Origin of the sequence: Anaerotruncus colihominis (assembly GCF_010206195.1) — a bacterium.
Taxonomy (GTDB): Bacteria; Bacillota; Clostridia; order Oscillospirales; family Ruminococcaceae; genus Anaerotruncus; species Anaerotruncus colihominis_A.
On sequence record NZ_VIQT01000016.1, the window covers coordinates 83,829 to 105,069 of the forward strand.

A 21,241-nucleotide genomic window follows, 5' to 3' on the forward strand; every position below is an offset into this window, starting at 1 on the left:
TCGGGCCATCATGGCCCGAAGTGTGTTATGCCCGGTTCATTTCCTGTTTTTTGTCCTCCGGGCGGGTGGTCATAATGGCGTACAGCTCCGTGTTCTGCGGGAAGCGGTCAACAAACGGGATGGTGGTGTTCCCGAAGAACAGCAGCCCTTCGCCGGAATTGGTATGGGTCACATAGGAAAGCTGGTGGGGGCTGATCCCAAGCTGTTTGGCTAAAATCTGCCGGTCCCCCTGCGCCTGCGAGAGCAGCACAAGGAAGTCCGAGTTTTCAAAGATGTTCTCAATCTCCGGGCTTGCCAGAAAATCCTTCACGTTCTGCGTTAAAGCACTGGGAACACACCCTTTTTTTCGCAGCATTTTCCAGATCGCCACACAATAGCTTGCTGTCAGACGGTCACGGAGCAGCACATGAAATTCGTCGAAGTAGCACCATGTAGCGATACCGCGCAGGAAATTCATAGACACCTGCGAGTTTACCAAGTCCTGCATAATGAGCATGGCAATCGTCCGAAGCCCGGCCCCCAGCTTTTTTAAGTCAAGGCATACCAGACGGCGGTTCAGGTCCACGTTGGTTTCATGGTTGAACACGTTAAGGGAACCCGACACATAAATTTCAAGGGCCGTTGCCAGCCGCACCGCCTCGCCCTCCGGCTGGGAACAGAGAAGGTCATACAGGGTTTGTAGGGTCGGCATTTTGCTTGTTTCCGGGTCCTGCAAGTGTTCCCGGTACATCTGGCGCACACAGCGGTCAATAACGGTACGCTCCACCGGCTGCAAGCCATCCTTGCCGCCGACGATCAGCTCCATCAGCGACAGGATAAAGTCGGCTTTCAGCGCCATCGGGTTTTCCTCGTCAAAGCTCAGGTCAATGTCCATCGGGTTGATGTGGTGGGGGCTGTCCGGGGCGATCTCGATGACCTGTCCGCCCAGCCGCTTGATAAGGGGCGAATATTCGCCCATCGGGTCAACCACAATGATCCGGTCACGGGTGGCAAGGAACACGTTCACAAGCTCCCGCTTTGCGGCGAAGGACTTACCGGAGCCCGGCACACCGAGGAACAGGCCGTTGGGGTTTTTGAGCTTTTTCCGGTTTGCCATGATGACATTATGGGAAAGTGCATTAAGCCCGTAATAGACGGCTTCGCCATCCATGCGGAGCTCCTGCGTCATAAAGGGAACGAAAATGGCTGTGGAGCTGGTCGTCATGCCGCGCTTGATCTCAATGCCGTTATGGCCCAGCGGAAGGCTGGAAAGAAAACCGTCCTCCTGCTGGAAGTCCAGCCGCTTCAAGGTGCAGTTGTATTTCTGGACGATACCGGACACCGTGAACAGGTCGTTGTCCAGCTCCCGGCGGGTCGGGGCCATGTTTACCACAAGGAAGGTCAGCAGGAACATTCTTTCATTCCGGCTCTGTAAATCTTCCAAGAGGGTCTTTGCGTCGTTGCTGTATGTTACGAGGTCGGGCGGAAGTATGTCCATGTCGTACCCTGACCGGGCTGCCTTCTTTTGTTCCTCCACCTTCATCTTGTCAATGTCGGAGACTTTGGCCTTGATGGATTTTACGGCGGCGGCCTGATCGACGGTTTGGATATGGAGGGTGATGGTCATTTCCGCATCCATTTCCAAAAGCTCCGCCAGCAGCTTGTCCGAGAGCTCCGAGGCCAAAATCTGCAAGTAGGAGGCAGCGCCCCAAGTCGTCCCCACCCGGAACAGTCGGCTGAAACGGAAGTCGAAGCTGTCCGGGGCGATAAAGTCTTTGGTGGAAAGCCCGGTTTTGGGGATCATATCCCATGAAAACCGGAAGGGGGAGCCGCTGTCGGGGTGGAGCTGCCCGTGAAGAAGCTCCAGCCGTTCCAGCCCCGAAAGGGAGCGGCACTTGACGCCCAGCTTTTTGAAGTTCCCGCAAATGTCCGCCTCTACACGTTCCAGCCTTGCCCTGGCGGTGGGAAGGTCGTCCACGTTCACGCCGAAGGTCAGGAGCTTTGTGCGGACAATGCCGTTGTTGCTTTTGGCGATCTGGTTTTCCAGCATTTCCACATACTCACACCGGACGCTGTTGTAATCGTCATCCTGCATGGGGATGTTCACACTGTACCGGCTGCCTGGGCGGCTCCGGTGGTTGAGGAAGGAAAGCTGGAACGGAAGGCTGCTGTCAAAGTAGTTGAGGCAGGCGCTCCACCCGTCAAAGATGGCCGCCTGATCTTCGGACTGTGCGAGCTGGTAGTTGATGTCCTCGTATTCAATGGTTTTGGTGTAATAGCGGTCCGCTACCCGGCACACCCCATCCCGGTACATTTCCCGGTAAGGGAGGGTCTGCTGGGCGGTGGTGGGAATGTTCTTTCCCTTTGTGAACAGACCGGTAAGGCCCTGCTTTTCAGGCTTTCTGCCTGCGGGCTTTCCGGCCCTTCTGTTGTTTCGCAATCGGTTGCGCCTCCTTTCTGGCGCCAAGCAGCGCATAGAAGTTTTCGGTTTTGTAAGGCCGCACCCGGGGATAGAGGAAACGGGTGCGGATGATGTTTTTCAGCACCTTTTCCAGCGGCAGGCCGTCCCGCTCATACATGGCGAAAAAGAAGAACGGGAGCATGAGGCCGATCATCAGGAACATGGCGGCGCTGTTTCCTATACTGCCACGAGAAAACAGGTAGGCCGGAAGGCCCACCGCCGCCGCGCCGGAAAAACAAATAAGCTGGCGCTTCGTGAGATTGAAGGCCAGCTTTGTCTTGATTTTGGAAAGGTCTTTTGGTACTGGCACATAGGCCATTTGGGTACACCTCCTTTACTGCTTCGGGCCAGCATGGCCCGAGGTTATCTTGCGGCCTCTTTGGCCGGGGCTGTACTGCGGGCGGCTTCGGCGGCCTTGCGTCCGCTCTGCCTTGCCCGCCAGTATTCAGGGTTATACTGCCGGATGGACTGGTTGAGGTTTTCTTCAAACTGCTCTTTGTCCTTAATGCGGTCAGGGATGTTCCTCAGCTTTTTATCCAGCAGCTCCCGGAGCACTACGCTTTCCTGCGCGTCCTCCTCATAGCAGATATAGCCCTTATCCTTGAAGCCGCATTTTTTGGCCGCTGGGGAGAGGACGGCGGCTACCTCGTTTGCCACCATCGTTCCGCCGTGGCTGGCGGTAGATACCAGAAACACCCCTGGACAGAGGGTTTCACAGCTCTGCACCTCACCCCACGGGGAACTTTTCGGCGCATGGAACATTCCGCCCGTCCGGTTCCGGTCCGCCTGCATGAGCGCCGCCTTTTCCAATATGGCGCGAAGTTCCGGGGAAAAATAGGCATATTCCCGCAGGACCCGGGCGGCGTCCCCACCACAGGCGTTCATCAACAGGGTATAGGCGTCGCTATCCGCTTTGGTACAGCGGCCCAGCAGTTTTCCGTCGTAATAGCAGGCCGCGTCATAGCCCGTCCGTTTGCGTGGCATGGTTCCCGCCTCCTTTCTGCTTCGGGCCAGCATGGCCCGAGGTCAACGCTCTGCGCTGCGGCTGGGCTTTTCCTTCGGAGACCGTTCCGCCTTTGCCTGTTCGGCAGCCGCTTTCCCGGCTTTGAGCTGGTCGCTGATGGACGCACGCCCCACAGAGCCGCGCTCCGCCATCTGTTCCAGCTTTGCCTCATAGGCTTGCAGAACAGCGGTGTTGAGCTGTTCCCGGAACTCCTTTGTGACAGGGTAGGCCATATCCCGGTAGCCGCCTTTGCCGTCCGGCTGGCTGGGCATCCCAAGAAAGAGGCCCTTGCTGCCCTGTACGATTTTCAGATTTTCCACCACAAAGCAGTCATTGAATTTCACGCTGGCAAAGCCCATGAGATTTTTCACAGGTTCGATGACCCGCACGCTTACATCCAGTTTCAAAGGGGCGGCTGGTGTTCCGCCCGCAGTTTTTTCCTGCATGGATTGCTCCTTTCCGCTTCGGGTCAGCATGGCCCGAAGTCTCTTAATGGCAGCCGAAGATGGATTTTGCAAGACTGCCTGTTTTGAATAAGGTAAAACACAGCAGCACCGTATATCCCACGCAGCCCCAGATCGCCCCGATGGGGTCGCCGCCGGTGGCGATACTCTGGATCAGCACCGCATAGATGGCGACACAGACCAAAATGAGCAAGCCTTGAAAGCCCACCGCAAAGAGGGAGCGGAAATAGTTCTGCCCCATGTGTCCGGTTTCCTGGTTGGGGACGGTGGCAAACGGGATAGGCGCTAAACTTGTGAGTAAATAAATTTCAATCATACGGCCATATACGATGACGAAGATCACGATATTAAGGGCAATCATGGTAAGCTGGATCAGGAAGGATTGTAGCCAGAGCCCGAACAGAGGGCCTAACTCCATCACCTCAAGTTCTGTCCGCAGACTGTCCAGCACATCCGGCGTGATCTCTGTCCCGTTCTGGATAATGCCCGCTGACTGCTGTATCACATGCTGGCTCACATCAAAGACCGCCAGCACAATATTGAAGGTATTCGTCAGGATCATCACAGCCACAAAGGTTTTGAACACCCACTTAAAAAACATCCATGTGTCAACTTCATGGAGGTTGTTGCGTTCTATAAGCATCTGTATCAGCTCATAAGTCATTACAAAAGTGAGGATGACCCCGGCGATTGGCAGAATGGCAGTTTCAGAGATCTGTCGTATCATGGAAAAGACCCCGGCGTTCCAGTCCGCCGGGGTCGTGCCTACCTGTGTGGCGATCTCGCCAACGCTCTGATTGACGTTATCGAAAAGGCCGTCCAGATTTCCCATGATACCATCGACGAGCAGACCTTTCAGCCATTCAACGATTGCGTCGATGATAAAGTCCATACATCAGCTCCTTTTCTGGAAAAAGGGACAACGGGTGACACTTAGCTGAACAGACCGGACAGCAGAGGGATAAGCTGAAGGCCGATCAGGACGACACCGCCGCCTGCCATGAGCTGCTTAATGCCCTGTGATTTTGCCGCAGGGTTGTCCGACCCGTAACCTTCCAGAAGGTTGATGACGCCCCATACCGCCAGACCGGCGCCAAGAGCCATGACCAGAATTTTGAGAATGTCGATTGCCTGATTGAAAAATTCCATATATGTTCCTCCATTTTGTTTGTTTGATGGTTTTGGGTACAAAAAAAGCCGCCCACATCGGCGGCGCTTCGGGTCATCATGGCCCGAAGTTACACGAACTCGTCGCTGTCCAGATCATCGAAGTTCAACAGGTCAGCTTCTTCGTCTGTGTCGGAGCCGTCCACTTCGTACACCGTGTATTCGTCCTCCGGCTTTAGTCTCAATGGCCGGTGGCGGAACAGGCTTTCCAAGCGGAAGGCGTTTTTCTTTTTATCAAATTCGGCTGTGTACTTGTAATTCGGGTGCTTTTTCAAGTCATACTTCGGGGACAGGAAAGGCGGGAGCCCCCTAAGCTGCAAGATACATTTATCTCCGGGCATGGTGGTGATCTCGCTGGTGGTCATCAGCTCCCGGCCAAGTCGCTGCATATTCTGGCTGTAACTTTCAGACTGTCCACGGCTTCGGCCCTCGGTCTGCATGGAGATGGTGGCCTTGCCCAGCCAGTTTTCCGAAATATCCTTTAGGGTGGAAGCCTCCCGGCCTCCGAGGAATACGATACTGTCCATGTTGCCCATGATGGTTTCGGAATGGTCTTTGTACAATGCCTTGCACTGGCTCATTGCCTGATAAAAAAGCGTCAGGCTGATCTCACGGGAGCGGATGACAGCCACGATTTTTTCCAGCCCCGGCACCTGTCCGGTGTTGGCTGCCTCGTCCCACAGCACCCGCACATGGTAGGGCAGACGCCCGCCATAGGTGTTGTCAGCCCGTTCACACAGAAGGTTGAACATCTGCGAAAAAGCGAGGGCAACCAAAAAGTTGTAGGTGGTGTCCGTGTCGCTGATAAGAAAGAACAGCGCTGATTTTTCATCCCCCAGCTTATCCAGCTCCAGTTCGTCATAAGACATGATCTCCCGAAGCTGGGGAATATCAAAGGGAGCCAGTCTTGCACCGCAGGAAATCAAAATGCTTTTGGCTGTCTTGCCGCTGGCGAGCTTGTATTTCTTATACTGCCTCACGGCGAAGTGCTGGGGGCTGCGGCGTTCCAGCCCGTCAAACATATAGTCCACCGCGTTTTTGAAGGTTTCGTCATCCTCCCGGACTTCCATGCTGTTTATCATTTCCACCAGCGTATTCATGTTGCGTTCTTCCTCCGGCCCCTCAAACACGATGTAGGCCACAAGGGCGCAGTACAAGAGGGTTTCGGCTTTGGTCCAGAACTCGTCGCCCTCCTTGCCGTCGCCTTTGGTGTTGGCGATCAGGGCGGTAACGAATTTCAAAACATCGCTCTCCGTCTTGATATAGGCCAGCGGATTATAGTGCATGGATTTTGAAAAGTCGATACTGTTGAACACCCGCACCCTGTATTTCTCCCGTTGCAGAAACCGCCCGCACTGGTCGAGGGTGCCGCCCTTCGGGTCTACCACCACATACGAGGAATGGGCTTGAAGGAGCTGCGGGGTCAGCCAGAACCTTGTCTTGCCCGAACCGGACGAGCCGATGACACAGGCGTTTAGGTTCCGGGCATTGGCGGGTATCTTCGGACGGGTTTTCATGGTAAGGAACTCCGTCCCGGTCAGAATGACATTGTTCTGAAATTTAGGGTCAACAAATGGCTTTATATCCTCCTTTGTTCCAAAGCGGGCGGTGCCGTATTCCGCATCCCGCCGGAATTTTTTCGCCTGCCTGATCTTTGACTGTATCAGCAGATACATCCCAGCCGCACCGGCAAGGCCCACCAGCAGGTCAATACCGCCAAGCCCCGGCCAGTAGGTTTCAAAGGCTTTTGGGAAGGTATCGAGCATCCCCATGAGCTTTGTCCCGAAGTCTGTGCCGGGGGCGATCCGGTAGGCCGTCCCGATTTTGGAGAAAAACCAGAACACAAAGAGGTACGGCAGGTTTGGGAGCACATATTTTCTGATCTTGTCACTCAACGTCCGTCCTTCACCGCCTCTCTGGTCCGCTGCTTTTCCTTTGCCTGTGTCCTGATCTGCTCCGTGAATTTCCGAAGCTGGCCGAGGATGGAAGGCTTGTCCTGCTCTTTATTCAGCACCTTTGCGCTGTACTTCTGGAAGGCCGCCGTGATGGCGTCCGCCTGATTGGCTTTGAAAAACAGCAGGTAATGGCCGGGGCTCACTTTATGGAAAGCGTAGTCCACATGGAACTCCTTCGCGATCCGGTCAAAATCCTTTGGGGCTCCCACATAGGGCATGGCGCTTTTGCCGCCATAGTGGTTCATCAGCTTTTTTACGCTCTGGCGTCCCTGCGGGGTCAGCGCTTTCCGGTGGTGCTTTTGCAGTGCCCGCGCCACCTTCCCGAGAGCGGCAGCCAGCACTTTTCCCGTGAGTTTCGTTGTCCTGATCGAAAGGGCAACCGTTTTTTGGTTTACTTCTTCCTGCATAAAACCTCCTTTCCGTCGGGGTTCCCGCTATCCGGGAGGCCCCCGTACAATCTCGGGAAACAGAAAACCTCGGGCCAATGTGGCCCGAGGCTTACCGCTCGACATCCCTGCCGGACGGAGCTTTCTTTTCCGGCTCCGTCTGGACTTTTTCGCCCTGTTCCCGCATGGTCTGCAAGATAGAGGGCTTCTTTTGAAGCTGGGAGGGCTTTTCGCCGGACAGCGGCTTGATACATTCCAGCCGGTCAGCCGCCCGGATGGCGTTGTCCGTGAGCTGCCTCTGCCATGCGCCCACGCTGGGAGCCCAGCGAAAGCCGCTGCTTTTCAGCTCGGCCCGGGTGTCCGCGTCAGGCTTTCCATCAAAGAATACCTGCAAGCGGTTGTCCTCCCGGTTCATCTCCACACGGCCCCCGTCGAACTCCCAGCCGGAAAACTCCCGCTGTGCCTGTTTGGAAAGCTGTTCGATACGGGCCTTTACCCGGCGGATCTCCGCATTGTTGTTGGTAAGCTGGTAACTTTCAAAGGGCCTCGGGTCGCTCCGCCAGCTTGACGCCATGCTTGCTTTCAGTTTTTCGATCTGGTCCGGCGACAGCAGCGCACAGCCGTCCAGCTTGCCATGTTTGCGGTAATAGGCGTTGACCTCCTTCATAATGAGCTGGGAGCGTTCCAGCCCGTCCAGCTTCTTCTGGAGCTTTTCAATCGCTGCCGGGTCATCGGCGCTGATCCCGCCCATGCCGGTACTGCGTATCTTATCCAGCAGCCCTTGAATATACCGCCATTCCTCCATGTTGCTGTCCCGGGCCCGGTTCTGTTTTTCTTTCTTTCCCACCGGGAAATTGGCAGGTCCGGCGATCATCATAGAGGGAACCCTTGCGTCAATGGCAAAGCCCTGGTTCATGTTTTCGGCCAGCTTGCGGGCGTAGGTGTCTAACAGATGGTCGATCTTCTCATGGTACATGGGGTCCACCCGGGATTTCTGCTTTTCCGCTATGGCGGCGGCCTTGTCCACCATTGCCCGGTATTCCGCCGTTGCGCTCCCTTCCTTGTAGTCGGAAAAGCTGTTCATTTCTTTTGCCCGGCGGGCGGTCCCTTCATTGATAGGGTAATAGTTGATGGTATGCACCTCCTTCATGCTTCGGGCCATGCTGGCCCGAAGTCTTACCGTTCTTCATGGGAAGGCCCCGCCTTGTCCTTTTTCGGAGCGGGCGGGGCCTCTTGAAACCGTTTGAGTGCAGCGAGAATGGAGTGGACAGGCTCGGCCTTTTCAGGATAGGCAAATATCCGGTGTTCCGGCAGAATGTCCTGCGGCCCGTGGTAATACTCCTTGAAGCCCTCCGGGACTGCCGACACATATCCACCGGGAGCGAATACGCCGCCCTCGTTGATACGCACATCCCGCCCGTAGGCTTCATAATCGAAGTAGTTCTGAATGTGCTCCGGTATGTCGATAGTCCCAAGCTCGTCGGCGTAAAGACGGCCCAGCCCTTCATCATCGGAAATATCCGGGTAAAAGCGGTAAAGGTCAAGGTTCTGCGTCAGGTTTATCAAATCCTTCACGCTCCTTGTGTGGTTTCCCAAGACAAGAGCGGCTTCAAAGGTTTCCAGTCCGCCCTTATCCCGTACTTCCAGCAGGGCGTGGCCCAGCTCGTTCAGCTCGTCGATGTTCTCACATTCGTAGAGATGATCGTAGAGCCCCAGCACATCACTGTCAAAGCTGGTAAAGAACACTTCGCTGTACCGTTTCCCGTCTATCCCGATTTTGGCAAGGGCGGCCTGCAACTCCTGTGTCGTCATGGGGAAATGTACCGTTGTCCCTACCTCGATCCCCATTAAGGGGTATAGGGCTGTATTGGTTATATAGGCTTCAAACATGGGCTTATTCCTCCTTTCCAGCCCGGTCAGCCAGCACCTCATAGATCCCGGCCATAATGTAATCGGCACAAGGGAGGGCAATCGCATTTCCCAGCGCCTTGTAGCGTTGCAGAGGCCGGATCTCCACGCCGTCCGCCCCATACTTTGTCCAGCCCTCCGGCAGCCCCATCAGCCGTTCACTTTCTGTTTCCGTCAGAAAACGGATACAGCCGCCCGCCGGGTCGCCTTCATACCAGAAGGCGAAGGGCGTCACGTCACTGGCTAAAAGAGTGGGAAAAGGGTCAGTTGGTAATCCGAAGCTGTTTCGGAAGGCCGTTTCTTCCTGCCTTTTTGCCGCTCCCCGCATACGGAAGCACTGAAAGGGGTGGATGACTGGTATCTGCCGCCCTGTTTCAAAAGAAGCTGTTCGATCTCCTTCGGCGGCGGCCCGCCCGCCCTCTCCGCAAGGCGGAGGAAGTGGGAGCATTGGACGGGGCTTAAATAGTATGTCTGCGGCACGTCTGCCTCCAAAATCCGCCACGACGAAAATCCGCTGCCTTCGTGCCAGCCTTCGGGTGCCTGCCCAATACTGGGCGTCCATGAGCCGCCAGCACACATCAGGCGTTCCCCCTCGCACCACCATTCCGGCGTTTCCCCATCTTCCCGAAGGAGGCATTGGAACTTCGGTGTCCGAGAAGGCGGATAGGACGGCTCTAAAGTCCATCCGGTCATTTGTAGAAAACGCTCCCATGACGTTTTCCCAAACAGCGATAGCTGGATATAGGTTATCAGTAGCATCCCTCATTTCCTGTATGATACGAAACGCCTGATAGAACAGGCTTGATTTTGCCCCGGCAAGGCCGGAGCGGTTGCCGATCAGAGAAAGGTTCTGACAGGGGGAACCGAAGGTAATTATATGGACAGGTGGGATTTTCCCGCCGTCCACCTTCGTAATATCCCCCAAATGCACCATGTCGGGAAAGTGCCTTTTGGTTATGGAGATGGGCGCTTTTTCAATCTCACTGGCCCATACCGGACGGATACCGCACCGGGAAGCAGCCAGAGGGAACACGCCGATCCCGTCGAAAAGGCTTCCCAGCTTAATGTCCGGCATGGCCCGGGGTACCGTGTCCCTTCACGGCAAGCACCCCTTCCAGTGTGGTCGCCGCAATGCCCAGCCGCCCGGCAACCGCAATATCGTTTTTTACATCCTCGTCCACAACGCTGCCGCAGACGATCAGGGTATGGGAGCGCCGCAGCATATCCCGGCGCATATCAATCCCGGCCTTGTGTTCCTCGGGAACGCTGTCATTCAAAAACAGCGGCAGATACAAGAGCGGGCAGATCGGGGAAAAGCCCGCCTCATAAGCAAGACGGCAGTAGTGGGCCGCCAGCTCCATATCAACATCCGGCTCGCCGCTCCATGCGGCAGTCAGGTATGCTAAAGGTCGTTTCATTGGTTGAGCCTCCATTTCTGTTTTGGTTTAGGGAAAAGCAAGGTATCGCCCAACCCCTCCGCCCCTTCCCCCGGGAAGGGGAACGGCTCTGGAGAATTTATATCCCCGTCGCTTGACCGGGAAAAAGCACAACCGGGAGAAATCCGTCAAGGGTGCCTCTGGCACCGCCTGCGGCGGCGCTGCCCTTGACTGATTTTCCCGGCTATGCTACGGAATAACTGGCGACGGGGAATAATTTATATCTCCAGAGCTTCGGGGCGCGGGGCAGAGCCCCGCAATCCTCGGGCCATGCTGACCCGAAGTTTTGGCTTACTTTTCCTGTTCGTTTTTCTTCTCCGGCTTTTCGTGTTCCTTCTGCTGACCCTTCCAGTCGTCCAGCAGCTTGATAATCTGGTCCTTCATTTCCCTCGGCGTAGTTTCCTTGCCGAAATACTTGCTCAGTTCCGCACCTGTCAAAATCACTTTGTCTACCTCCTTTTTGTCCTCCATCATAATGCCGTCGATCACATCCCCGTTGAGCAGCTTCTTTTCGTCCAGTTCCCGCATACGCTTTGCCTGCGCCTGTGAAGGCGAGGACTGCTGGCTGTCAATGGCGACGGCGATATAGTTCTGGTTCTTTTTGCTGACATAGGAAAGCTCCACCGCCGTAGTAAAGCCCAGCTTTTTTTCATCCATCAACTTCATCAGGTCGGGAACCAGCTCATTGAGACGGATATACCGCTGCACCTGCTTGACGGCCATCTTATTGCGCTCGGCCACGATCTCGTTGGAGCGTTTGCCAGCGTCCTTCGGGTCAATCTGGCCCGAAGTGCGGGAGCCCTGGTGCTTGATAGCTTCAAGCTGCATTTTCAAGGCTTTGGCCCGCTCACTGGGGAGGATTTCTTCACGCTGGTTCAGATTGTCCTCGACCATCTGGGTGATGGCTTCATCATCCGTCAGGTTTCGGACGATACAGGGCATATCCGCATATCCGGCAAGCTCGCTTGCTTTCTGGCGGCGGTGGCCGGACACGATCTCATAGCCGCCATCCTCACGGGGACGGACGATAGCGGGCTGGGTCACGCCCTTGTCCTTGACGCTGGACACCATAGCCCGCATTTCTTCATCATCCCGAACCTCAAAGGGATGATTCTTGAAGGCGTGGAGCTCGTTCAGCTTGATATAGACGATCTGCTCCTTGCCCCGGCGTGGTGCATCCTTCGGTTTTTCGGGTTCCTTCGGAGCGGGAGCGGCCTGTACCGTTGGGGCTGTTTTTTTCTCTGGTTCCTTTTTGACCGCCTTTTCCGGTTTCTGTGCAGGAGCTTTGGACTTCGAGGCTGCGTCCTTGTCCTTATCTGCTTTCGGGGGTCGGCCCCGGCGCTTCGGCTGTTCCGGCTCTTTGGGTTTTTCCTCTGCTTTTTTCGGAGCCTCCGGCTGCTTTTCCGGTTTCTCCGCTTTTGCCGGGTCAGGCTTTTCCACGCCGGGAGCTGCCGCCCGTTCCTCGGCTTTCTTTTCCTTCATAATTTCAGCGAAGTTATAGACAGAAACCTGTGGGTTCTTTACCTCTGGTTCCGTCTTTTTTTCCGGATCCGGGGAAACGGAAACCTTCTCCGGCTCTTTTGGGGGAGCGGGAGGCGTTTCCTTGCCCGGCCCGCTATCCGTTACCGGCTGTTCCGGCGTTTTTGTGGTTTTATCATCTGCCATAAGCATTTACCTCCTGTTTTTTGGCATGAAAAAAGGGGCTCAACTTTTCAGTCAAGCCCCCGTGGGAAGTTCCTCCTTTCTCCGCCATGATACAAAAATACCGCCCGTAGTCTCGTTTGGGCGGTACTTTGTGTAAGATTGGCAGTCCATTATTAAGTTTTTTATTATGTTCCCTTTGTACACCGTTGCAAATGAAAGAGTTTAAAAGAATCCTGCAAAAAGCAATTGCGTCGGCGGAAAGTACGCGCTATACTGAAATCCGGTGGATCAGATTTTCCAATGACGGAGGACGGTTTATGAAAGTAAAACTCATGGTGCAGATCGCAATTGTATTCGGCGTTTGCCTGCTCGGAGAGGCTGTGGCGCAATATGTGCCGGTCCCATTCCCGGCAAGTGTGACGGCCATGCTTTTGCTGCTTGTCCTGTTGCTGGCGGGCCTGCTACATGTCGAACATGTGCGGGAGAAAACAGATTTCCTGCTAAAAAACATGCCCTTCTTTTTTATTCCGGCAAGCGTAGGCGTTATGGAATATTTTGATGTTCTGCGGCGCTGTCTGTTGCCGCTGCTTGCCATTTGCTTCATCACCACAATTGCAACCTTTTTTGCCACAAGCTTCACCGTGCGCGCGGTATCCTCCTTGCAGCGGCGGCTGACGCGCCGCAGGGAGGCGGAATGATGAGGGCTGTTTTGGAATCCCCGCTGTTTGGGATTGTTTTGAGCATCCTTGCTTATGAAGCTGGGTTATGGGTCAACCGCAAGCTGAAAACACCGCTGGCGAACCCCTTGCTGATTGCAGCCGCCTTGATTGTGGGGCTGCTGATGCTGTTTCATATCCCGCTGGAAAGCTATCAAAAGGGCGGCGACTTGATTGCCTTGTTCCTGGCGCCCGCCACAGCGTCGCTTGCATTGTCGATCTACAATCAGCGCGGGATACTTGGTAAAAACCTGCTGCCTGTGGTTGCTGGCTGCGCAGCTGGCTCGATTGTTTCGATGGGCAGCGTTTATGCGCTTTGCCGCCTGTTTAAGCTCGACGAGGCCGTAACGGCTTCGCTGCTCCCAAAATCTGTGACGACGCCGATCGCCACAGAAATTTCCGCGCAGCACGGCGGTATTGTCCCAGTGACAGTCGCGGCCGTGATCATTACAGGCATGATTGGCGCGGTCCTTGCGCCGTATATGATCCGTATGTTCCGCGTCAAAAACCCGGTCGCGGACGGCCTGGCAATCGGCGCGTCAAGCCATGCGCTCGGCACAAGCCGGGCGCTGGAACTGGGGGAGCTGGAGGGGGCGATGAGTGGGATCGCTGTCGGCGTCTCAGGGCTTTTGACGGTTTTGTTTTCCCTTGTGCTTGGCTGAGAAAGCCATCCAGACGTGAATAAAGCGGCGTCCCTGTCGGGACGCCGCTTTGATTTCTCTTATTTCGCGTATTCGATTGCACGGTTTTCCCGGATACAGTGTACCTTGATCTGACCGGGATAATCGAGGTCGCTCTCGATTTTCTTGACAATATCGCGCGCAACGATGGTCATCTGATCGTCGGAAACGACGTCAGGCTTGAGCATGATGCGGATTTCACGGCCGGCCTGGATCGCATAACATTTCTCCACGCCCTCAAACGAGTTGGCGATCTCCTCAAGCTTTTCAAGACGCTTGATGTAGTTTTCGAGGTTTTCGCGCCGTGCGCCGGGACGCGCCGCCGAAATGGCGTCGGCAGCCTGAACAAGGCAGGCTACGATCGTCTTTGGCTCAACATCATTGTGATGCGCTTCAATCGCATGGATGATGTCGGCGTTTTCTTTGTACTTGCGGGCCAGATCGACGCCGATCTGCACATGGGAGCCTTCAATTTCATGTGTCATCGACTTGCCGATATCGTGGATCAGGCCGGCGCGGCGCGCCTGCGCTTCATCTGCGCCAAGCTCGGCGGCCATCATGCCGGCGAGCTGTGAAACCTCGATCGAATGGCTAAGTACGTTCTGTCCATAGCTGGAGCGGTAACGCATCCGGCCGAGCAGGCGGATTAACTCCGGATGCATACCGTGGACGCCGCATTCCATAACAGCATGCTCGCCGTCCTGCTTGATCTTGCCCTCAATCTCACGGCGCGCCTTTTCAACGGTTTCCTCGATGCGCGCGGGATGGATACGCCCGTCTTGAATCAGGCGCTCGAGTGCGACGCGCGCGATTTCGCGTTTGACGGCGTCATGGCTGGAAAGGGTGATGGCCTCCGGCGTGTCGTCGATGATCAGGTCGACGCCGGTAAGCGTTTCGAGCGTGCGGATGTTGCGGCCCTCGCGCCCAATGATTCGGCCTTTCATTTCATCGCTTGGCAGCGGAACGACCGACACGGTGATTTCCGCGACATAGTCTGCGGCGCAGCGGCCAACGGCGGCCGCGATGATCTCCTTGGCGCGCTGGTCGGCTTCATCCTTGAGCTGGCTCTCATACTGATTGATCCGCAGCGCCTTTTCGTGCGTCAACTCGCCCTCAAGATTGGCAAGCAGGTAATTTTTGGCCTGATCAGCCGTGAAACCGGAGATCCTTTCGAGCATTTCAAACTGGCGCGACTTGACATCCTCAGCTTCCTGGAGCTTGACATCGGCTTCACGCAGCTTGTTTTGAAGCGTCTCCTCCTTTTTTTCAAGGTTGTCGAGCTTTTTGTCGACAGACTCCTCCTTTTGCTGAATTCGGCGCTCAAGGCGGGAAACCTCCGACCGGCGTTCCTTCATTTCCTTTTCATTATCCTGTTTAAGCTTGTAGATATCGTCCTTTGCCTCGATGATCGCTTCCTTTTTCTTTGTTTCAGCCGACTTGATCGCATCGCTGATCAGGCGTTTTGCCTCCTCCTCGGCGGATCCAAGAGTCGCCTCGGCCGATTTTTTGCGGTATTCCACACCCAGAAAAAAAGCAATGACAGCACCCACCAAAAAGGAGATGATGATGCCAATGACAAAGGGAATGATTCCGATTGTGCTCATTTGGGAATTGGCCCTCCTTTATGCAATTTTCAATGTCCGCAACCCGCCCTGCAAAACTAAAAAGCCCGGCCGCGCGGGCATAGGCATATGCAAAGCGGATAGAATATTTATCAGGTAGGCGGTTTGATTCACGTAAAATTTACGAACAATTCAAAGCTGCGTTCCCATAAAACATACTGCATGACAATACCTATTGTATATGTATTTTGTATAATTGTCAAGAAATATTGTGTATTTAACCGGGTTATCCTATCTAATATGCGCGGATTGGCACAAGGCAGGCGAATTAGCGGTTGACAGGCCGCGGCGGCCGTGCTAAGATGAAAAAAGTCCGATATCGTCCAAAGGCGATGACGGGGAACGCAACCAAAGCACAGCCTGTTTACAGAGAGGCGCGGCGCTTGCTGAAAGCCGTGCCATCCGGTTTTTGGCGGCGACCGCCCCCCGAGCGCGCGCGATGAGCGCGCCGGCTGATCCCGTTACAGATCGCTTGAGCGGCGCGTTTGCGCAATTCGGGTGGAACCGTGGGGCTTGCCTTCATCCCGTTGTGGGATGGGGCTTTTTTTATTTTGTCTGCCGAAAAATCGCTCTCGTTTTCGGTATGGCCCGGTTTGTCAGCAGGTTCCATTTGACCAGTCTATTTTTCGCAGTGAAAGGATGCTGAAATGATGATAAACGTAACGTTAAAAGATGGTGTTGTCAAGCAGTACGAGCAGGGTACGACAGTCGCGGAGGTTGCAAAAAGCCTTGGCGCGGGCCTTTATAAGGCCGCCTGCGCTGGAAAGGTGGACGGCAAAGCCGTCGACCTGCGCACGCCGCTTGAGAGCGACTGTACGCTCTCGATCCTGACCTTTGACGACCCTGAGGGCAAGCACGCGTTCTGGCATACGGCTTCGCATGTGTTGGCGCAGGCTGTCATGCGCCTTTATCCCGGCACAAAGTACACGATCGGACCTGCTGTTGAAAACGGCTTCTATTACGACTTCGATGTCGAAAAGCCCTTTACGCCCGAGGATCTGGCCGCTATTGAAAAGGAGATGGCAGCCATTGTCAAATCGGGTGTGGAACTTGACCGTTTTGAGCTTGACGCGCCGCAGGCGCGCGAGCTGATGAAGGACCAGCCATACAAGCTTGAACTGATCGATAAGCACGCGGCCAGCGGCGAGAAGGTCAGCTTTTACCGTCAGGACGATTTTACCGACCTCTGCGCCGGGCCGCATCTGATGACCGCCGCGCCGCTCAAGGCAATTAAGCTGCTCCAAAGCACAGGAGCGTATTGGCATGGCGACAGCAGCAACAAGATGCTCTGCCGCGTATACGGCATTGCTTTCCCAAAGGCGAGCGAATTGAGCGATTATCTGCACATGCTTGAGGAGGCTAAGCGCCGCGACCATCGCAAGCTGGGCCGAGAGCTTGATCTATTTGATATCTATGAGGAAGGACCGGGCTTTCCGTTCTTTTTCCCAAAGGGTATGCTCCTGCGCAATCTCCTGGAGAGCTTTTGGCGCGAGGAGCATCAAAAGCACGGCTATCAGGAGATCCGCACGCCGCTCATCCTCAATGAGGAGTTGTGGCACCGTTCCGGCCACTGGGATCACTATAAGGACAATATGTATACGACAAAGATCGACGACCGCGATTATGCGATCAAGCCGATGAATTGTCCGGGCGGTATCCTGGTCTATAAGCGCCGCATGAATTCGTATCGCGACCTGCCGCAGCGTCTTGCGGAGCTTGGCATTGTACACCGGCATGAGCTTTCCGGCGCGCTGCACGGCCTGATGCGCGTGCGCTGCTTCACACAGGACGACGCGCATATCTTTATGACGCCCGACCAGATCGAGGCGGAGGTCCTCGGCGTTATCAATCTGATTGACAGCATTTATAAGGTGTTTGGCTTTGACTATTTCCTTGAGCTGTCCACACGTCCGGAGGATTCGATGGGTACCGAGGAGCAGTGGGAGACGGCCACTGCCGCCCTGCGCAAAGCTCTGGAGGACAATGGCAGGCCGTATACGGTCAATGAGGGCGACGGCGCGTTTTATGGTCCCAAGATCGATTTTCACCTGCGCGATTCCATCGGACGCACTTGGCAGTGCGGTACGATTCAGCTTGATTTCCAGATGCCGGAGCGGTTTGATCTGGCCTATATCGGCAGTGACGGCGAACGTCATCGGCCGGTTATGGTGCACCGCACCGCTTTCGGAAGCATTGAACGCTTTATCGGTATCCTGATCGAACATTATGCCGGCGCGTTCCCTCTGTGGCTCGCGCCCGTGCAGGTCAAAGTGCTGCCGGTAACGGACGAGCATATCCCGTATGCGCAGAGTGTGGCCGACGCGCTGGCAAAGGCTGGCCTTCGCATTGAGATGGACAGCCGCAATGAAAAGGTGGGCTACCGTATCCGTGAGGCGCAGCTCCAGAAAATTCCGTATATGCTGGTGCTTGGCGGCAAGGAGGCTGAAAGCGGCGAAGTCGCGGTGCGCGACCGCCGCGATGGCAAAACGACGACGATGCCCTTGGCGGACTTTTTGGAGAAGATGAAAACAGAGGTCGAGACAAAGGCGAACTAAATCGTTTGACCGTGCGCGGAAGGCGTTTTGAAACGCTTTCCGCGCTTTTTTGTCCCGGAGGAAACAAAATATTCATATTGTGTCGAAAGTTTCGCCATATAATTCGTGTTTACTATACAAATATGGGATTTTGTCGGCCATTTGCGCGCCTTTTGCAAGGTTCCAGTCTGATTGGACTTGCCATTGTGCACGTTTCACGGTATAATATGCGCAGTGCAAACGGCAAAGCCGTTTGTAGCCGCCATCCGGCGGCGTCCGCTGCAAAGCAGCGGACTGCGCATGTTGCACCACAGCCAAAACCGGCAAAGCCGGTTTCGCTGCCGCTTTGCGTCAGACAAGCCCAAAAGGGCTTGCCGCTGTGGTATAATAACCGCAAAGCGGTTATTATACACCTTATGGCCAGGGCGATACGCGGGTGCAGCCCGCTGCCGCCCCGATGGCCAATGACGCCGCATCCGTAAAACGGACATGGCGCCATAACCGCAGAGCGATTCCTGCTTGCTTCAGGCTAACAGCCTGTTGACTGCACAACGATCGCTTTTCAATGAATGATAACCCGATACCGCTTTGAGGATAAGGGGATATGATATAAGTCCTCCTGTTATAAACACGCTGATACAATAACCGCTGCGGTTTTCAAGGCGGTGTTTCAATAGGAACCGGCGTATTCGGCCGGAATTGATGCGGAAAGGAGATGATGTGCTTGTCGAGACGCAAGCGGCGTCGCGGCGCGGGTGATTGCGCTCAGGGCGGCGCGCCGGGACAAGACGCGCCAAACGAACGTATGGAGCAGGCGCAAAACTCCGCACGACAGCCTGCGAATACTGAACAGGGTGCAGACCCACAGTTGCATATTGAGCCGCCGGCGCAGAAATTGCCCGAGGCGGCTTCGGATATACAATCAAATGAGACGGCCTTTGGCGCGGCCGATACGCCCGCTGGTGAGACAGAGAAGGTCGATCGCGCGCTGGAACAGTCCGACGGTCAGAATAAGGCGTCCGCCGGCGGGGATGGGCAGACCCTGGAAAAGCCCCAGAAGGAGCCTGGTCCACTCGCACGCGCGGTACATAATTTATTTGCCCGCTGTGTAAACGCAGTTTATGATTATGGCTATTTTGTCGGTATTCAGCTATTGCGTTCTACGCGCGGCAAGCGCCGCCGTCTGGTTCACAGTATGCGTTCCTGGCGCGAGGCTGCGGCGGCGCGGCGGGCAAAAAAATCCTTCCGCTTCCGGCGCTATGTGCGCAAAAGCTGGAATGAGCTGATTGCGCCGTTTGTCGAGTTGCGCGCCCACTACCGCGATTATCTCAAGGCCTTGAGCAATGCGCGGCGCTATGGCACCTTCTCTGAGGTGCTGTCAATCTATCTGCGTATTGTCGGCTTTACCCTCAGCAGGCTGTGGCGAATTTTTAAAACGCTGCTCAACTATACGTTGCCTGTCGCGGCCTGTGTGGTGTGTGTGCTGACCGTGCAGTATTTTACTGGCCGCACGCTGGCTCTGCATGTAGAGTATAACGGAATTGATCTCGGTTATATCAGCAGTGAATCTGTTTTTATACAGGCCGAAAATGACATGAAAGCGCGTATGCGCCTGGACGATGTGCTTGTAGCGGACCCGACGCAGCAGGACTTTGCAGCGCAGGGACAGCAGGCGCAGGACGCACAGACGCAGGCGGATCTGATTCGTCCGATCTATCAGTTGGAGGCTGTGCGCGAGGAGGAGCCAACCGCGTTGTTTGCATGGGCGGACAGTTTGCTTGGCGTACCGCGCGTGGAGCTTTCCGATGCGGATACACTCACCAACCAGATGATTCAGGCGATCAGCAGAAGTGAAAACAACCCTGACGGCTTTGCTGTTGAGGAGGCGGCCGGGCTGTATATCGACGGCACCTACATCGGCGCGGTCAAGGACGGCCGTGCGTTGCTCCAGCTCCTTTACGATATGCAGGAGCAATACCGGGGGCCGGGCGACAAGGATGCGAATATCAGCTTTGTCAAGAAAATTCAAATCCGTGAGGGACTGTATCCATCCGGGGAATCAGGTTCAATCCGTCCACTTGAGGAAATCGAGGAGATCCTGAACAAGGAGGAGCGCGGCAAAAAGATATACACGGTTGTCGAGGGAGACACTCCGATTACCATCGCTGCTAAAAACGGTATCTCCCTGAAGGATTTGGTTGCGATGAACCCGGATGTTGAAACAAGCCTGTTCCCAAATGATGAGCTTTTGATCGCCAATTCCGTGCCGTATCTCGGCGTGAAGGTGACAAAGACCATCCGTTATCAGGAGGATATTGAATATACCATTACGCAGGAAACAAACCCGGAGGAAAATATTGGATATACACATACAATCCAAAAGGGTGAGAAGGGCTTGCGCGAGGTTACAGCCGAAATTGTGATGATCGACGGCATTGAGACGGAACGAAATATTACAAACCGTACTGTGATTAAGGAGCCTGTCAATCAGATCATTGAGGTCGGCGGCAACAAGCCGCTTATGACCATTCCGCGCGACAGTACCGGGACGACCGCGCCTGGCGCGTGGGCATGGCCGACTGTCGGCGGTTCGATCAATCCAGGTTTCCGCGGTTATTGGGGTCATACCGGTTCCGATATTTCCTGGAGCGGCTGTTATGGTTCACCTGCGATTGCATCAGCCGACGGCACCGTCGTGGCCGCAGGATGGGGCGGCATGTACGGATACCGTGTGATTATCGACCATGGCGGCGGGTATCAAACCCTTTACGCGCATTGCAGCGCGCTGTATGTGCAGGCTGGCCAGCAGGTCAGCCAGGGCGACACAATCGCCGCGATTGGCCAGACGGGGAACGCATCCGGTCCGCACCTGCATTTTGAAATCCGCATCAACGGTACACCCGTCGACGCTGCGCCATATCTTTACAGTTAAAAATCAGCTTTGTTTGATTTCCATAACGGAAAATCAAAGCAGAAGCGGCACAAGACAGCTTGCTTCGGCCGTCCCGGATGAAGTTTCCATCTGGGACGGCTGTTTTTTCTTTACAGAAAAATTTACTGTCTGGTATAGCTTCCGGTTCAAAAGGATTTCGAAGAAAAATACAAAAATTGCTCTTTTATTTCCATGATATCGGTGGTATAATAACCGCAGAGCGATTATTATACCGCTTTATGGCCAGGGCGATACGCGGGCGCGGCCCGCTGCCGCCCCGATGGCCAATGATACCATGCCGCTTTGCGGACATGGTATCATAACCGCGGAGCGATTATGATACCGGGATATGCC

General features: G+C 55.1%; 18 protein-coding genes. 4 read left to right on the top strand and 14 right to left on the bottom strand.

What is annotated here, in order from left to right:
- Window positions 1–25: 25 nt before the first annotated feature.
- From FMM72_RS11490 to FMM72_RS11550, 13 genes are all read right to left on the bottom strand, one after another.
- Window positions 26–2,455, bottom strand: coding sequence for a VirB4-like conjugal transfer ATPase, CD1110 family (locus FMM72_RS11490; protein ID WP_373925757.1), 2,430 nt, complete (start codon window positions 2,453–2,455; stop codon window positions 26–28).
- Window positions 2,373–2,759, bottom strand: coding sequence for a PrgI family protein (locus FMM72_RS11495; protein ID WP_021419855.1), 387 nt, complete (start codon window positions 2,757–2,759; stop codon window positions 2,373–2,375). Before FMM72_RS11495 ends, FMM72_RS11490 begins: the two co-directional genes overlap by 83 nt.
- 44 nt (window positions 2,760–2,803) lie before the next feature.
- On the bottom strand, window positions 2,804–3,424 hold the full coding sequence (locus tag FMM72_RS11500; protein ID WP_373925758.1) for a DUF7007 domain-containing protein: 621 nt from the start codon (window positions 3,422–3,424) through the stop codon (window positions 2,804–2,806).
- A gap of 42 nt (window positions 3,425–3,466) precedes the next feature.
- The gene (locus FMM72_RS11505; protein ID WP_243157796.1) at window positions 3,467–3,889 is read right to left on the bottom strand and encodes a septation protein SpoVG family protein; all 423 of its coding nucleotides are present in this window, start codon (window positions 3,887–3,889) and stop codon (window positions 3,467–3,469) included.
- Between the two features lie 43 nt (window positions 3,890–3,932).
- A complete protein-coding gene (locus tag FMM72_RS11510; RefSeq protein ID WP_162221509.1) occupies window positions 3,933–4,799 on the bottom strand; it encodes a VirB6/TrbL-like conjugal transfer protein, CD1112 family in 867 nt (288 codons plus the stop codon).
- Window positions 4,800–4,840: 41 nt separating this feature from the next.
- On the bottom strand, window positions 4,841–5,056 hold the full coding sequence (locus tag FMM72_RS11515; RefSeq protein ID WP_016306504.1) for a Maff2 family mobile element protein: 216 nt from the start codon (window positions 5,054–5,056) through the stop codon (window positions 4,841–4,843).
- Window positions 5,057–5,145: 89 nt separating this feature from the next.
- Entirely contained in the window at window positions 5,146–6,969 is a 1,824-nt protein-coding gene (locus FMM72_RS11520; RefSeq protein ID WP_162221510.1) for a VirD4-like conjugal transfer protein, CD1115 family, read from the bottom strand.
- Complete coding sequence (locus tag FMM72_RS11525) at window positions 6,966–7,436, bottom strand: PcfB family protein (protein ID WP_162221511.1); 471 nt, start codon at window positions 7,434–7,436, stop codon at window positions 6,966–6,968. The genes FMM72_RS11520 and FMM72_RS11525 overlap by 4 nt, the downstream gene beginning before the upstream one ends.
- Window positions 7,437–7,527: 91 nt before the next feature.
- Window positions 7,528–8,565: a hypothetical protein gene (locus tag FMM72_RS11530; protein ID WP_243157797.1), complete on the bottom strand. Its 1,038-nt coding sequence runs from the start codon at window positions 8,563–8,565 to the stop codon at window positions 7,528–7,530.
- A gap of 26 nt (window positions 8,566–8,591) precedes the next feature.
- Window positions 8,592–9,305 (bottom strand): antirestriction protein ArdA, encoded by a 714-nt coding sequence (locus FMM72_RS11535; RefSeq protein WP_162221513.1) that lies wholly within the window; start codon window positions 9,303–9,305, stop codon window positions 8,592–8,594.
- A gap of 4 nt (window positions 9,306–9,309) precedes the next feature.
- A complete protein-coding gene (locus tag FMM72_RS11540; protein ID WP_162221514.1) occupies window positions 9,310–10,398 on the bottom strand; it encodes a DNA cytosine methyltransferase in 1,089 nt (362 codons plus the stop codon).
- Complete coding sequence (locus FMM72_RS11545; protein WP_009901612.1) at window positions 10,385–10,741, bottom strand: hypothetical protein; 357 nt, start codon at window positions 10,739–10,741, stop codon at window positions 10,385–10,387. Before FMM72_RS11545 ends, FMM72_RS11540 begins: the two co-directional genes overlap by 14 nt.
- Window positions 10,742–11,050: 309 nt before the next feature.
- The gene (locus FMM72_RS11550) at window positions 11,051–12,430 is read right to left on the bottom strand and encodes a ParB/RepB/Spo0J family partition protein (protein ID WP_162221515.1); all 1,380 of its coding nucleotides are present in this window, start codon (window positions 12,428–12,430) and stop codon (window positions 11,051–11,053) included.
- A 290-nt stretch (window positions 12,431–12,720) separates the two neighbouring features.
- On the opposite strand from FMM72_RS11550, the gene FMM72_RS11555 reads away from it, so the two are divergent.
- Window positions 12,721–13,101, top strand: a complete 381-nt coding sequence (locus FMM72_RS11555; protein ID WP_162221516.1) for a CidA/LrgA family protein — start codon at window positions 12,721–12,723, stop codon at window positions 13,099–13,101.
- Entirely contained in the window at window positions 13,101–13,781 is a 681-nt protein-coding gene (locus FMM72_RS11560) for an LrgB family protein (protein ID WP_160210196.1), read from the top strand. Before FMM72_RS11555 ends, FMM72_RS11560 begins: the two co-directional genes overlap by 1 nt.
- 59 nt (window positions 13,782–13,840) lie before the next feature.
- Here FMM72_RS11560 and rny read toward each other — a convergent pair whose 3' ends face one another.
- Complete coding sequence (gene rny, locus FMM72_RS11565) at window positions 13,841–15,403, bottom strand: ribonuclease Y (RefSeq protein ID WP_160210185.1); 1,563 nt, start codon at window positions 15,401–15,403, stop codon at window positions 13,841–13,843.
- A gap of 668 nt (window positions 15,404–16,071) precedes the next feature.
- Between rny and thrS the strand changes: the two genes are divergently transcribed.
- Together thrS and FMM72_RS11575 are read left to right on the top strand one after the other, a co-directional pair.
- The gene (thrS, locus tag FMM72_RS11570; RefSeq protein ID WP_160210197.1) at window positions 16,072–17,976 is read left to right on the top strand and encodes a threonine--tRNA ligase; all 1,905 of its coding nucleotides are present in this window, start codon (window positions 16,072–16,074) and stop codon (window positions 17,974–17,976) included.
- A gap of 703 nt (window positions 17,977–18,679) precedes the next feature.
- Window positions 18,680–20,887 carry a peptidoglycan DD-metalloendopeptidase family protein gene (locus FMM72_RS11575; protein WP_162221517.1) on the top strand — a complete coding sequence of 736 codons (2,208 nt, stop codon included), beginning with the start codon at window positions 18,680–18,682 and terminating at the stop codon, window positions 20,885–20,887.
- The last annotated feature ends 354 nt before the right edge of the window (window positions 20,888–21,241 follow it).

What these genes read in the sequence shown, in the direction of transcription:
- FMM72_RS11490 (WP_373925757.1), bottom strand. Translation starts at nt 2,455, where the DNA reads ATGCGCTGCTTGGCGCCAGAAAGGAGGCGCAACCGATTGCGAAACAAC.
- FMM72_RS11495 (WP_021419855.1), bottom strand. Translation starts at nt 2,759, where the DNA reads ATGGCCTATGTGCCAGTACCAAAAGACCTTTCCAAAATCAAGACAAAG.
- FMM72_RS11500 (WP_373925758.1), bottom strand. Translation starts at nt 3,424, where the DNA reads ATGCCACGCAAACGGACGGGCTATGACGCGGCCTGCTATTACGACGGA.
- FMM72_RS11505 (WP_243157796.1), bottom strand. Translation starts at nt 3,889, where the DNA reads ATGCAGGAAAAAACTGCGGGCGGAACACCAGCCGCCCCTTTGAAACTG.
- FMM72_RS11510 (WP_162221509.1), bottom strand. Translation starts at nt 4,799, where the DNA reads ATGGACTTTATCATCGACGCAATCGTTGAATGGCTGAAAGGTCTGCTC.
- FMM72_RS11515 (WP_016306504.1), bottom strand. Translation starts at nt 5,056, where the DNA reads ATGGAATTTTTCAATCAGGCAATCGACATTCTCAAAATTCTGGTCATG.
- FMM72_RS11525 (WP_162221511.1), bottom strand. Translation starts at nt 7,436, where the DNA reads ATGCAGGAAGAAGTAAACCAAAAAACGGTTGCCCTTTCGATCAGGACA.
- FMM72_RS11530 (WP_243157797.1), bottom strand. Translation starts at nt 8,565, where the DNA reads ATGAAGGAGGTGCATACCATCAACTATTACCCTATCAATGAAGGGACC.
- FMM72_RS11535 (WP_162221513.1), bottom strand. Translation starts at nt 9,305, where the DNA reads ATGTTTGAAGCCTATATAACCAATACAGCCCTATACCCCTTAATGGGG.
- FMM72_RS11540 (WP_162221514.1), bottom strand. Translation starts at nt 10,398, where the DNA reads ATGCCGGACATTAAGCTGGGAAGCCTTTTCGACGGGATCGGCGTGTTC.
- FMM72_RS11545 (WP_009901612.1), bottom strand. Translation starts at nt 10,741, where the DNA reads ATGAAACGACCTTTAGCATACCTGACTGCCGCATGGAGCGGCGAGCCG.
- FMM72_RS11550 (WP_162221515.1), bottom strand. Translation starts at nt 12,430, where the DNA reads ATGCTTATGGCAGATGATAAAACCACAAAAACGCCGGAACAGCCGGTA.
- FMM72_RS11555 (WP_162221516.1), top strand. Translation starts at nt 12,721, where the DNA reads ATGAAAGTAAAACTCATGGTGCAGATCGCAATTGTATTCGGCGTTTGC.
- FMM72_RS11560 (WP_160210196.1), top strand. Translation starts at nt 13,101, where the DNA reads ATGAGGGCTGTTTTGGAATCCCCGCTGTTTGGGATTGTTTTGAGCATC.
- rny (WP_160210185.1), bottom strand. Translation starts at nt 15,403, where the DNA reads ATGAGCACAATCGGAATCATTCCCTTTGTCATTGGCATCATCATCTCC.
- thrS (WP_160210197.1), top strand. Translation starts at nt 16,072, where the DNA reads ATGATAAACGTAACGTTAAAAGATGGTGTTGTCAAGCAGTACGAGCAG.